Source organism: Micromonospora sp. WMMC241 (assembly GCF_027460165.1).
In the GTDB taxonomy this organism is placed as follows: domain Bacteria; phylum Actinomycetota; class Actinomycetes; order Mycobacteriales; family Micromonosporaceae; genus Micromonospora; species Micromonospora humi.
Genome location: NZ_JAPZBF010000001.1, coordinates 1505124 through 1517934, shown reverse-complemented (window position 1 = coordinate 1517934; position 12811 = coordinate 1505124). Strand labels below are relative to the sequence as shown.

Genomic DNA, 12811 nt, shown 5'->3' with positions numbered 1-12811 from the left:
TCACGCCCCGAGCAGCGGGAGGCTGCGGCGAGGGCTGTCGTCGTCGCCCAGCTCGCCGAGCGCGAGCGCGGCGAACCGGATCGCGAACGGCTGCCAGGCCTCCTCGACGTCGGCCATCGCCCGATCGCAGGCGGCCACCACCAGCTCCGGGTCGTAGCCCAGCTCGGCCAGCGTGGCCGAGTCGCGGGACCATTCGGCGATCATCGCGGTGTCGCACTCGATGTGGAACTGCAGACCCCAGGCCCGGTCGCCGAGGCGGAACGCCTGGTGCGGGTAGCGGGTGGACGCGGCGAGCAGCGTCGCGCCGTGCGGCAGCTCGGTGATCTCGTCGGCGTGCCACTGGAGCACGTCGGGCATCAGCGGCACGTAGCGGAACAGCGGGTCGGTCTCGGCGGCGTCGCGCCGGCCCACCACGGTGGGGCCGATCTCCGGCCCGGACGGGCTGCGCTCGACCCGTCCGGCGTGCGCGGTGGCGAGCAGCTGCGCGCCCAGGCAGATCGCCAGCGTGGGCACCCGGTGGCGGACCGCTTTGCGCAGCAGCCCCTCCAGTGCCGGGAACCACTGCGCGCCGGGGCTGTCGTCGGCCAGCGGGTAGGCCTGCTGGTCGCCGCCGAGCACCACGAGCGCGGCGTATCCGTCGAGGTCGGCGGGGAGCGCGTCGCCCGCGTGCGGGCGCAGGACGCGTAGTTCCAGACCCCCTTCGGTGAGCCACTCCCCCAGGCGGCGGAGGTCGTCGGTCGGGTCGTTCTCGATCACCAGCGCGGTCGCCACGACGTCGAGGCTAGCCGGTACGCCCGAGCGCGGGCGGTCCGGCTCGGCGGCACTAGGCTCGCGGTCGTGCCCACCGACGACTGCCTGCGCCCACCCGCCCTGCGCCCCGGCGACGCGGTGATGCTGGTGTCGCCGTCCGGCCCGACCCGTCCGGAGCGGGTGGCCCGCGGCATCGAACTGCTCACCGGCTGGGGCCTGCGGCCGGTGCCCGCGCCGAACGCGTACGCCCGGCGGGGGTACCTGGCCGGCGACGACGAGCTGCGGGCCGACGACCTGAACGCCGCGTTCGCCGACCCGGAGATCCGCGGCGTGCTCTGCACCCGGGGCGGCTACGGCGCGCAGCGGGTGGTCGACCTGATCGACATGGCGGCGGTGCGCCGCGACCCGAAGGTGGTGGCCGGCTTCTCCGACATCACCGCGTTGCAGTTCGCGCTCTGGCGCGGCGCCCGGCTGGCCGGGGTGCACGGTCCGGGTGCCGCCTGGCGGGACGAGCGCACCCCGCTGCGCTCGGCGGAGTCGCTGCACGCCGCGCTGATGACCACCGAACCGGTGACCGTGGCGGCGGTCGAGGCGGAGGAGACGTATCCGGTGCGGGTGCCCGGGCGGGCCGAGGGCCGGCTGATCGGCGGCAACCTGTGCCTGATCACCGCGTCCATCGGCACCCCGGACATGCCGGACCTCACCGGCGCGATCCTGCTGGTGGAGGAGGTGCAGGAGCCGCCGTACAAGATCGACCGGATGCTGACCCACCTGCGCCGGTGCGGTGCCCTGGACGGGCTCGCCGGGGTGGCGGTCGGCCAGTTCACCGAGTGCGCCGACGGCTGGGACACCACTGTCGTCGACGTGCTCACCGACCGCCTGGGCGACCTCGGCGTCCCGGTCCTCGGCGGCCTTCCCATCGGCCACGGCCCCGACCAGCTCACCGTCCCGGTGAACACCCGAGCGGTCCTGGACACCCCCACCGCCACCCTCACGGTCACCCCCGCCGTCCGCTGACCCGGCCCGGCCTCCGCTCGCGCTCGGCTCGCGCGTCGATCATGAGGTTGGCGGCAGTTGTGGATCTCCAAAGCGCCGCCAACCTCATGATCGACCTCGGCGCGGGGTGAGGTGGGCGACCGCGCCGGTTTCCAGGGCGGCCCAGACCGAGGCGTCGGGGATGAGCGTGAGGCCGTGGGGTTCGGAACGCGGGGTGGGCAGGGCGTGGTGGGTGAACGTGCCGTCGGGGGCGACGTGGCCGATGCGGTTGGCGGCCCACTCGGTGAACCAGCAACCGCCGGCCGGGTCGGCGACGATCGCGTGCGGGCGGGCCGCCCGGTCCGGTAGCGGGAACTCGTCGATCCGCCCGTCCGGGGTGATCCGGCCGAGTTGCCCGGCGGCGATCTCGACGAACCACAGCGCGCCGTCGCCGCCCTCGGTGATGCCGACCGGACCGGCCGCCTCGGTGGGCAGCGGGTGCAGCGTCGTCGACCCGTCCAGGTCGACCCGGGCGATCGCGTCGGCCTGGTTGAGTGTGAGCCAGAGCGCGCCGTCCGGGCCGGCGGCCAGCATCGACGGGAACCCCTTGGCGACCGGCAGTGGGAACGTGCTGACCTCCCCGTCCACGCTCACCCGGCCGACCGTGTCGTCGCCCATGCCGGCGTACCAGAGCGCGCCGTCCGGGCCGGTCGCCAGGCCGCACGGGGCGCAGCCGGGCGGCAGCGCGACCGAGCTGCTCTCGCCGTCGACGGTGATCCGGCCGAGCCGGTGGTCGCCGGAGCGGGTGTACCAGAGCGCGCCGTCCGGCCCGGTGGTGATGATCAGGGGGCGGCTCTCCGGCGGGTCGGCGCGGTAGGTCCGCACGTCACCGTCGGCTCCCAGCCGGGCGACGCCGCCGGAGCCGGCGAGCGTCAGCCAGAGCGCGCCGTCGGGCCCGACCGTGATCGCGTACGGGCCGGAGCCCGGCCCGGTGAGCGCGACCTCGCGGATGACGGGCTGTGTCATGAGGGGTGGCCTTTCGTCGGGTTCCCGCCCAGCCTTCCCACCCTCGCGGCGACGCCGCAACCGCATTTGTCCGGATCCTCGGGTCGGATTGCCAGCTCGCTGACAGGTTCGCCATGGGTTGCCCCCAGCTCCAACGGTCACTGTCGGTGACGTCATCGCACCACCACCGAGAAGGAGATCCGCATGATCCGCACGACGAGGAAGCGCCTGCTGGTCGGCCTGGCCGCTGCCGGGGTGCTCGGCGTCGGGATCGCCGCCCCGACGGTGGCGCTCGCCGACGACAACAGCCCGAGTGCCAGCGCGAGCACCGACCAGCGTGCCGACCGTCACGCCGACCGGCAGGCCGAGTTCGCCGACGCGCTCGCCAAGGAGCTGGGCGTGCCGGCCGACAAGGTCACCGCCGCGCTGGAGAAGCTGCGCGAGCAGCGGCAGGCCGACCGGCCGGAGCGGCCCACCCCGCCGTCCGCGCAGGACCGGCAGGCCGCCTTGAAGGAGCGGCTGGACCAGGCCGTCAAGGACGGCAAGCTGACCCAGGAGCAGGCCGACGCGGTGCTCAAGGCCGCCGAGGCGGGCGTCTTCCCCAGCCCAGGAGGCATGGGCCCGGGCGGCATGGGCCACCGTGGCTGGCACGGCCAGACCGACAAGTGAGACCCGGTGGCCCCGCCACCCCTCGCCGGCCGCACCTCCCTCCCGGCCGGCCCGACGGGGCCACCCAGGTGAAAGGCGGGGCCCCCTCCTAACGCATCACGCATAGGAGGGGGCCCCGCTTAACACGCGCCGGCGGTCAGCGCAGGTACGGGCCGTCCGCGCCGATCTTCCCCGGCGCGGGGTTGCCGGGCAGGTCGAGCACGTAGACGCGCAGGTTGCCCTTGCCGCTGACCGAGGCGGTCAGCGTGCCGTCGGTGACCGTCCGCGCGTCGCCGGTGACGGCGTCGACGTACCGGCCGTTCGGCACGCCCCGGAACGTGGCCCCGCCGGAGACGGTGACCAGCGCGAAGCTGTCCACCGCGCCCTCGGTGAAGCGCCGCTTGTACGCCATCGCGCCGCTCACGCCCTCGGTGGAGTACTGCCCCTTCTGCAGCGCCGGCACGGCCCGGCGGATCCGGTTGAGCCGCTGCACGTGCTTGACCAGCGGCTGGGCCAGCGTGGTGGCCACCGTCCCGCCGGCGGTGCCGACCACCCCGAAGTCGGCGGCGGTGACGGTGCCGGCCAGGTGGTCGCCGTAGTAGGCGCGGCCGGTGGTGGCGAGCGGGCAGGTGGGCCCGCAGTCGATCCGGGCGCCCTTCTGGAACTCGATCTCGGAGCCGTAGTAGAGCGTCGGGATGCCGCGGAACGTCCACATCAGGCTCATGTTCTCCGCCCACGCGTCGGTGCCGCCGGTGTAGCGGGTCGAGGACTTGTTCGGCCCGTAGTCGTGGCTGTCGACGTAGACGGCGTTGTAGGTGGCGTCGTTGTAGCTGTCGTCGGAGTCCTTCCCGTTGCCGAACGCGTTGCCGGCGTCGGAGAAGTTCATGTGCATCCGCATGTCGATCACGTTCATGCCGGAGAACTTCGAGTGGTCCGGCGCGTGGTACGCGTTGCCGCGCAGGAACGCGTTGTCGGTGGTGGGCTGCCCGGCCGGGCCGAGCAGTTGCTCGTAGTCGTACTGCTCGATCGCGGCCCGCACGTCGTCCGGGCTGTACTCCTTGCGCTCCTGCCAGGTGAAGAACTGGGCGGAGTGGTTGACCGAGCCACGGTTCCACTTGTCGTTGACGAACGCGGCGACCTCGCCGAAGACGTAGAAGTCCTTGCCCTTCTCGCCGAACCGGGACACGGCGTGCTGCTGGATCGCGGGCAGGAAGCGCCGGTTCCAGGTGACCCGGGGGATGTGCACGGCGGTGTCGATGCGGAAGCCGTCCACCCCCATGTCGATGAACCTGTTGTACGCGTTGATCAGGTATTCCTGCACCGCCGCGTTCTCGGTGTTGAAGTCGGCCAGGTCCTCGTGCAGCCAGCAACTGCGCGCGTCCTCGCCCTCCCAGTTGCCGATCCAGCACTGGTGGTACCTGTCGGCGGGGAAGAGTTTGCTGGTCGGGGTGGGCCACTGGCACTGGTAGAGCGTGTAGCCCTCGGGGCTGCGCCCGCCGGTCGGCGTACCCCAGTTCAGGCACGTGTTGCCGGTGGGCGCGGCGGACGACCACACGTCGCCGTTGTACGGCCGGCCCTTGGCCTTGGCGTTCTGGGCCGGGGTGAGCGCCGGGTCGGCGCCGGTCGCCTCGACCATCGGGTCGTACTCCCGGCCGGCCTGCGGCTGGTCGTAGTACCACTTCCACTGCTCGTCGCGGGTGCCGTAGACGGTGGGCGTGAAGAGACCCTTGGCGCCCCAGCGGGAGCTGTGGTTGTAGACCACGTCCTGGAAGATCTTGATGCCCTTGGCGTGCGCCGCGTTGATCAGGTCCTGGTAGGACGCGCCGGCGCTCTCCAGCCGCGGGTCGACGCGGTAGAAGTCCCACCCGTGGTAGCCGTGGTAGTCGTAGTCGGAGCGGTTCAGCACCACCGGGGTGATCCAGATGGCCGAGAAACCGAGCGCCTTGATGTAGTCGAGCTTGTCGACGAGCCCCTTGAAGTCGCCCCGGAACATCGGGTCGCCGTTGGCGGCGTTGCCGGAGGCCACGTGCTGGCTGCCGCCCCGGTCGTTGGCCGGGTCGCCGTCGGCGAACCGGGCGGTCATCACGAAGTAGATGCTGTCCTCGCGCGGGTCACCGCCGAGCGGGGCGCCGCCGGCCGGCGCGGCGCCGGTGGTCGCGGACGCCGGCGCACTCGCCGCCGACCGGTTGCCGGCCGCGTCGAGCGCCCGCACGCTCCAGGTGTACGCCGTGGCGGGCCGCAGGTCGTACGCCACGTACCGGGTCGTGGTGCTGGTGACCGTGGTGCTCCCGGCGCCGCCGGTGCGGGTCAGCTCGTATCCGGTCACGCCCCGGTCGTCGGTGGCGGCGGTCCAGCTCAGGGTGACCGCCAGCCCGTCGGCGACGGCGGTCAGGCCGCCCGGCGTGGACGGCGGCGTGGTGTCCGGGGCGACCGGCGCGCACGGGTCGGCGGCGGAGGCGGTGACCCGACCGTTGTCGACGACGCTGCGCCCGACGCCCAGGGTGTAGTCGGCGCCGCCGTTGTTGTCCCAGGTGCCGGCGGTGTCGTTGAACGCCGCGGTGAGCCCGGTGGCCGCGCCGAGGTCGACGATCCGGCGGGCCCAGCCGGCGCAGCGCGTCTCCATGGCGACGCCCGGCGCGGTGGTCCAGGCGCCACCGGTGGGCCGGTAGTGCAGGTTGGCGGCGGTCCAGCCGCGCGGGGTGAGGTGGTACCAGACCTCGGCGGTGTTCCCGGCGCCGCCGGACGGCGTCGGCGTGGCCGTGCCGGAGGGTGACGGTGTCGGGCTGGCGGTGGCGGACGGGCTCGGCGACGGGCTGCTCGGGGCGCAGGGGTCGCCGGTGCCGATCCGGCCGGCGGCGACGGTGACCGCGCCGGTGCCGAGGCGGTAGTTGGCACCGTTGTTGTTGTCCCAGACGCCGCTGCCGTTGGTGAAGACGACCTGCAGGCCGGCGGCGGCGCCGAGGTCGAGGGTCTTGCGCCGCCAGCCGGTGCAGGCGGTGTCCATCGGCACGCCGGGCACCGGCGTCCAGGCCTGCCCGTCCACGCCGTAGTGGATGTTGACCGAGGCGCCCCAGGCGGCCGGGGGCTGGTAGTAGACCGTGACGGTGTTCGCCGCCGCGGCGGCGGTGAACGGCAGCAGCGCGGCGAGCACGCCGGTGGCGAGCGCGAGCGCGCCCCACCGGCGACGGGTGGTGGTGGTTCTGCCCCTCATGGCGGCTCTCCTGACACCCTGGCCCGCTCCGGCGGACGCAAGGGGATGAAGGCGTTGCAAGAACTTGCGACGCATGGTGCCAGGAAGTTACCAGCTTCAATCCCCGGAAACCAGAGGTTCACAATCGACGATATGCGCAACCCCTTGCATCCCCCGCAACTCCTTGCTCCCGGCTCCGCCAACGAGCCGGGAGCAAGGAGCGCTCAGTCGCCGGCCGGCGGAGTGAAGACGCCGAGCAGGTTGCCGGACGGGTCACACAGGCGCGCGTGCACCAGGCCGCTCGGCGCGGTCACCGGCTTCGCCAGCACCGTGCCGCCGGCCGCCTCGGCCCGCCGGCAGGTCTCCGCCACGTCGGGCACCTGCGCGTAGAAGATCGCGTAGTTGTCGCCGGCCGAGTCGGTGCCCCGGATCGCGCCGCCGATCCCCGACTCGCCGCCGGCCCCGGTCTGCCGGTAGGAGTTACCCGGGCCGCCCTGCTCCTCGAAGGTCCAGCCGAACAGGTCGGCGTAGAACCGCTGCGCCTCGTCCGGACGGTCGGAGCCGATCTCGAACCAGGTCACGGGCGTGCTGGACATGCTGCCTCCTCCTCGTCGCGCTGGCCGGCGGCCGACGTCGTCAGGATCCAGCGTCGACCCGACCCGCGACAGCGTCCTGTCGGTGTTTCCACCCGGATCAGACCAGGCTCAGCGGGCGCAGCCGGTGCTGCGGGATGTCGAAGTCCTCCGGGCGCAACTCCCGGGTCACCGGCTCGGCCAGCGGGCGCACCGAGCGGATCCGGTCGGTGCGGAAGCAGCGCACGCCGTCGCGCAGGCGGCACCAGGCGACCAGGTACCAGTGCGTCGAGTTGCCCAGGTAGGCCAGCGGCTCCACGTCGCGTGCCGAATCGGCGCCATCGCGGTCGGCGTACCGCAGCCGCAGCACCCGCCCGGCGGCGACCGCGTCGGCGACGGCGGCCGGGACGGGCGTGCCCGGCCCGTCGCCGATCAGGTGCACCCGGCCGGCGAGCCGGTGCGCCTCGGCCACCGCGGCGGGCGGCATCACCGCGACCAGCTTGCGCAGCGCGGCACCGGCCGCCGGGGCGAACGGGGAGCCACCGAGGCGGTGCAGCGCCACCGCCATCGCCACCGCCTCGGCCGGGGTGAGGTTGACCGGCGGCAGCGTGCGGGCGCGGTCGACGACGTAGCCACCGGCGCGGCCCGGCTCGGCCCAGATCGGCACGCCGGCACCCTGGAGCGCGGAGATGTCGCGCTCGACGGTGCGGGTGCTGACCTCGAAGCGCCGCGCCAGCCAGCTCGCGCTGCGCGGGCGCGGCGACACCGCCCGCAGTTCCTCGACCAGGGCGTAGAGGCGATCCGTGCGGTTCACCCCACGAACCCTAGGCCGGGGGTACGACGCCTCAGGCGATGCAGGCGCAGACGATCAGCGCGGCGCCGAAGTGGGTGGCGGCGCTGACCCGGGCCGCCGGGTGCGGCTCGTCGGCGGCGATGACGTCGCCCAGCTTGCCCGGGGTGAGCACGTCGAGCACGAAGAACGCCAACGCCATCACCAGCAGGCCGACCAGCCCGAAGATCACCGTGGAGGCCAGCCCCTTGGTGAACGAGCTGTAGCTGGTCAGCACCGCGGTGAAGACGATGCCGGCGATGCCGAGCTGGTTGGCGGCGAGCAGCAACGCGGCGTTGCCGTTGCGGCGGACCCAGATCAGCTCCCGCAGCTTGCCGGGGGTGAGCAGGTCGACCAGCAGGAATCCGGCGGCCATCAGCGCCACCCCGACCACCCCGAACACGATGCTCTGCCACGCCCCGTTGAGCAGGTCTTCCAGCACGAACGCCCTCCCGGCTCCGCCCGCCCGGGCGCGGGTGCGCGGGCGGTGCCGCAGACGATAGCGGCACCGCGCCAGCGTGATCTAGAGCGAGAGGTAGTGCTGCCGCTCGTAGGGGGTGACCTCGCGGCGGTACTGCTCCCACTCGGCCCGCTTGTTGCGCAGGAAGAAGTCGAAGACGTGCTCGCCGAGCACGTCGGCGACCAGCTCCGAGCCGGACATCACGTCGATCGCCTCGGAGAGGTTCTCCGGCAGCGCCTCGTAGCCCATGGCGCGGCGCTCGGCGCTGCTCAGCGACCAGACGTCGTCCTCGGCGCCCGGGGGCAGCTCGTAGCCCTCCTCGATGCCCTTCAGGCCGGCGCCGAGCATGACCGCGAACGCCAGGTAGGGGTTGGTCGCCGAGTCCAGCGAGCGGACCTCGACCCGGGCCGAGTTCGGCTTGCCGTAGGCGGGCACGCGGACCAGCGCGGACCGGTTCAGGTGACCCCAGCAGACGTACGCCGGGCTCTCGGTGATCCGGTCCGGCAGCGCCTGCGGGAAGAGCCGCTTGTAGGAGTTGACCCACTGGTTGGTGACCGCGGTGTATTCCCGGGCGTGGGTGAGCAGCCCGGCGATGAACGACTTGGCGACCTTGGACAGCTTCATCGGGTCGCCGGCGTCGTGGAACGCGTTGCGCTCCCCCTCGAACAGCGACAGGTGGGTGTGCATGCCGCTGCCCGGCTGGTCGGTGAACGGCTTGGGCATGAAGCTGGCCTGCACCCCCGTGGAGAGCGCCACCTCCTTCACCACGTGCCGGAACGTCATGATGTTGTCGGCGGTGGTGAGCGCGTCGGCGTAGCGCAGGTCGATCTCCTGCTGGCCGGGGGCGACCTCGTGGTGGCTGAACTCCACCGAGATGCCGATCCGCTCCAGCGCCAGCACCGCCTGGCGGCGGAAGTCGCGCGCCACCGCGTGGGTGGTGTGCTCGAAGTAGCCGCCGGTGTCCACCGGCACCGGCACCGAGCCGTCCTGCGGGCCGTTCTCCAGCAGGAAGAACTCGATTTCCGGGTGGGTGTAGAAGGTGAAGCCCTTGTCGGCGGCGCGGGAGAGCATCCGGCGCAGCACGTGCCGCGGGTCGGCCCAGGACGGGCTGCCGTCGGGCAGCAGGATGTCGCAGAACATCCGGGCGCTCTCGCCGCTCACCCCGCCCTCGAACGGGAACACCTGGAACGTGGTCGGGTCGGGCATGGCCACCATGTCCGACTCGAAGACCCGGGCGAAGCCCTCGATCGCCGAGCCGTCGAAGCCGATGCCCTCCTCGAAGGCCGCCTCCAGCTCCGCCGGGGCCACCGAGACGCTCTTCAGCGTGCCGAGCACGTCGGTGAACCACAGCCGGACGAAACGGATGTCCCGCTCCTCCAGCGTACGGAGGACGAACTCCTGCTGACGGTCCACATCCACCCCTCGTGACACGTACGTCCTGCACCGGTCGGGCCGGACCGGCTGACCGCTCAGTCTCCACCGGCCCCGTTACGCCGACGTTACGCCCTTCCCCGGCGGGTCGTCCTGCCGTGTCCCGCCCTCGGGGACGGTGGCCCTCCTCTCCCCCGTCCGGCCTGATTCGGGCGGGAGTGCTGGGGGAAGATGGGGACATGCCCACCCTGCGTCTCGCCCTGTGCCAGGTCAACCCGACGGTCGGCGACCTCACCGGCAACGCCGAGCGGGTCCGCGCGTGGACCCGCAAGGCCGCCGACTCCGGCGCCCAGCTCGCCCTCTTCCCCGAGCTGATGGTGACCGGTTACCCGGTCGAGGACCTGGTCTTCCGCCGGTCGTTCGTCGCCGCGTCCCGGGCCGCGCTGCACCAGCTCGCCGCCGACCTGGCCGGCGACGGCCTCGGTGACCTGCCGGTCCTGGTCGGCTACCTGGACGCGGACGGGCCGCCGCAGGTCAGCGCCGACGCCGAGCCGGGCCGGGGGGCCCGCAACGCGGCCGCGCTGCTGCACCGCGGCGAGGTGGTCGCCACCTACTTCAAGCACCACCTGCCCAACTACGGGGTGTTCGACGAGGACCGCTACTTCGTCCCCGGCGACACGCTGACCGTGGTGCGCGTCGGCGGGGTCGACGTGGCGCTGACCATCTGCGAGGACCTGTGGCAGGCCGGCGGCCCGTTCGCGGTGGCCCGGCAGGCCGGCGTGGGGCTGGTGCTCAGCATCAACGGCTCGCCGTACGAGCTGAACAAGGACGACGCGCGGCTGCCGCTGGTGCGCCGGCGCGCCGCCGAGGCGGGCGCCGCGATCGCGTACGTGAACATGGTCGGCGGCCAGGACGAGCTGGTCTACGACGGCGACTCGCTGATCGTCGCCGCCGACGGCACGCTGCTGGCCCGGGCCCCGCAGTTCGTCGAGCACCTGCTGGTGCACGACGTGGAGCTGCCGGCGGCGCCGGAGACGACCGGCGGCGCGGCCGACCTGGCCGACGGGATGCGGCTGGTCCGCCACGAGGTGCCGGCCATTCCGCCCGCGCCCGAGGGGCCGGCGGCGACCGGCGGGATCATCGAGCCGGTCGCCGACGAGGCGGAAGTGTGGCAGGCGCTGGTGCTGGGCCTGCGCGACTACGCCGACAAGAACCGCTTCCCGTCGGTGGTGCTCGGGCTCTCCGGCGGCATCGACTCGGCGGTGGCGGCGGCCCTCGCGGTGGACGCGCTCGGCCCGCAGCGGGTGGTCGGCGTCTCGATGCCCAGCCAGCACTCCTCCGAGCACTCCCGCACCGACGCCGAGGACCTGGCCAAGCGCACCGGGCTGGACTACCGGATCGAGCCGATCCAGCCGATGGTCGACACGTTCCTGGCCAACATGTCGCTCTCCGGCGTGGCGGTGGAGAACCTCCAGGCCCGGGTACGCGGCGTGATCCTCATGGCGCTGTCGAACCAGGAGGGCCACCTGGTGCTGACCACCGGCAACAAGAGCGAGCTGGCGGTGGGCTACTCGACGCTCTACGGCGACTCGGTGGGCGGCTACAACCCGGTCAAGGACGTCTGGAAGACGCTGGTGTGGCGGCTGGCGAAGTGGCGCAACGCGGACGCGTCCCGGCGCGGCGAGACGCCGCCGATCCCGGAGAACTCGATCGGCAAGCCGCCGTCGGCCGAGCTGAGCCCCGGCCAGCTCGACAGCGACACGCTCCCCGACTACGACGTGCTCGATCCGATCCTGATCGGCTACGTCGACGGCGACCTGGGCCGCGACGGCCTGGTCGAGTCCGGCCACGACCCGGCGGTCGTCGACAAGGTGCTGCGGATGGTGGATACCGCCGAGTACAAGCGGCGGCAGTCCGCGCCCGGCACCAAGATCTCCATGAAGGCGTTCGGCCGGGACCGGCGGCTGCCGATCACCAACCGCTGGCGCGAGGACGGCTGAGCGCTCCCGGGCCGCCGGCGACGGGAGTGAATTCCTCCACTCCGACCTGCCGGCGGCCGGCCACCCGGTGCGACGATCGCGGGGAACCCGGGGACCGCGTGCGCGGCCTCGAGGAAGGGAGATTGTCATGGTGGAGTCCACAGCGACCGAGGTGACCGCCCTGTACGGCGGGCCGGCCACCCGGCGGATCCGCACCCGCGACCTGATCGCCGCCAAGGAGCGCGGCGAGCGGTGGGCCATGCTCACCTCGTACGACCAGTACACCGCCTCGATCTTCGACCAGGCCGGCATCCCGGTGCTGCTGGTCGGCGACTCGGCCGCGAACAACGTCTTCGGCTACGAGACCACGCTGCCGGTGACCGCCGAGGAGCTGCTGCCGCTGGTCCGCGCCGTGGTGCGGGCCACGAAGCAGTCACTCGTCGTCGGCGACCTGCCGTTCGGCTCGTACGAGGAGGGGCCGGCGCAGGCGCTGCGCACCGCGGTGCGGTTCATGAAGGAGGGCGGCTGTCACGCCGTCAAGCTGGAGGGCGGCCGGCGCTGCGCCGCCCAGATCGAGGCGATCGTCGGCGCCGGCATCCCGGTGATGGCGCACATCGGCTTCACCCCGCAGAGCGAGCACACGCTCGGCGGCTACCGGGTGCAGGGCCGCGGGGACACCGCCGAGGAGGTGCTCGCCGACGCCCGGGCGGTGGCCGAGGCGGGCGCGTTCGCGGTGGTGCTGGAGATGGTGCCCGGCGAGGTGGCCAAGCGGGTCACCGGCGAGCTGTCCATTCCCACCGTCGGCATCGGCGCCGGGCCGGACACCGACGGGCAGGTGCTGGTCTGGCAGGACATGGCCGGGCTGCGCACCGGCCGCGCGCCGCGTTTCGTCAAGCGCTACGCCGATCTGGCCGGCGCGCTCACCGACGCCACCCGCCGGTTCGCCGACGAGGTCCGCGGCGGGGAGTTCCCCGCCCCCGAACACACCTTCTGAGAGGTAAGGCGGGGCCCCTTCTCAACGCCTGGCGTAGA

The 12811-nt window shown here is 73.1% G+C and carries 11 protein-coding genes; 4 read left to right on the top strand and 7 right to left on the bottom strand.

Annotated features, from left to right (window positions below; all coding sequences use genetic code 11):
• On the bottom strand, positions 1-771 hold the full coding sequence (locus O7598_RS07385; RefSeq protein ID WP_269690604.1) for a type 1 glutamine amidotransferase: 771 nt from the start codon (positions 769-771) through the stop codon (positions 1-3).
• Between the two features lie 66 nt (positions 772-837).
• Here O7598_RS07385 and O7598_RS07380 point away from each other — a divergent pair, with 66 nt between their 5' ends.
• Entirely contained in the window at positions 838-1767 is a 930-nt protein-coding gene (locus tag O7598_RS07380) for a S66 peptidase family protein (protein WP_269690603.1), read from the top strand.
• A gap of 84 nt (positions 1768-1851) precedes the next feature.
• On the opposite strand, the gene O7598_RS07375 is transcribed toward O7598_RS07380, so the two are convergent.
• On the bottom strand, positions 1852-2751 hold the full coding sequence (locus O7598_RS07375; protein ID WP_269690602.1) for a Vgb family protein: 900 nt from the start codon (positions 2749-2751) through the stop codon (positions 1852-1854).
• 183 nt (positions 2752-2934) lie between these two features.
• On the opposite strand from O7598_RS07375, the gene O7598_RS07370 reads away from it, so the two are divergent.
• Positions 2935-3399, top strand: a complete 465-nt coding sequence (locus O7598_RS07370; RefSeq protein ID WP_269690601.1) for a hypothetical protein — start codon at positions 2935-2937, stop codon at positions 3397-3399.
• Positions 3400-3535: 136 nt separating this feature from the next.
• Here O7598_RS07370 and O7598_RS07365 read toward each other — a convergent pair whose 3' ends face one another.
• The 5 genes from O7598_RS07365 to glnA all read right to left on the bottom strand — a co-directional run bounded on the left by O7598_RS07365 (position 3536) and on the right by glnA (position 9842).
• A complete protein-coding gene (locus O7598_RS07365) occupies positions 3536-6589 on the bottom strand; it encodes a carbohydrate binding domain-containing protein (RefSeq protein ID WP_269690600.1) in 3054 nt (1017 codons plus the stop codon).
• A gap of 203 nt (positions 6590-6792) precedes the next feature.
• Complete coding sequence (locus O7598_RS07360) at positions 6793-7164, bottom strand: VOC family protein (protein WP_269690599.1); 372 nt, start codon at positions 7162-7164, stop codon at positions 6793-6795.
• Between the two features lie 97 nt (positions 7165-7261).
• Positions 7262-7954 (bottom strand): helix-turn-helix transcriptional regulator, encoded by a 693-nt coding sequence (locus tag O7598_RS07355; RefSeq protein ID WP_269690598.1) that lies wholly within the window; start codon positions 7952-7954, stop codon positions 7262-7264.
• Positions 7955-7985: 31 nt separating this feature from the next.
• A complete protein-coding gene (locus O7598_RS07350) occupies positions 7986-8411 on the bottom strand; it encodes a DUF350 domain-containing protein (RefSeq protein ID WP_269690597.1) in 426 nt (141 codons plus the stop codon).
• 81 nt (positions 8412-8492) lie between these two features.
• On the bottom strand, positions 8493-9842 hold the full coding sequence (glnA, locus tag O7598_RS07345) for a type I glutamate--ammonia ligase (RefSeq protein ID WP_269690596.1): 1350 nt from the start codon (positions 9840-9842) through the stop codon (positions 8493-8495).
• 197 nt (positions 9843-10039) lie between these two features.
• On the opposite strand from glnA, the gene O7598_RS07340 reads away from it, so the two are divergent.
• Together O7598_RS07340 and panB are read left to right on the top strand one after the other, a co-directional pair.
• On the top strand, positions 10040-11800 hold the full coding sequence (locus tag O7598_RS07340) for an NAD+ synthase (RefSeq protein ID WP_269690595.1): 1761 nt from the start codon (positions 10040-10042) through the stop codon (positions 11798-11800).
• Between the two features lie 127 nt (positions 11801-11927).
• Positions 11928-12773: a 3-methyl-2-oxobutanoate hydroxymethyltransferase gene (gene panB / locus O7598_RS07335; protein WP_269690594.1), complete on the top strand. Its 846-nt coding sequence runs from the start codon at positions 11928-11930 to the stop codon at positions 12771-12773.
• The last annotated feature ends 38 nt before the right edge of the window (positions 12774-12811 follow it).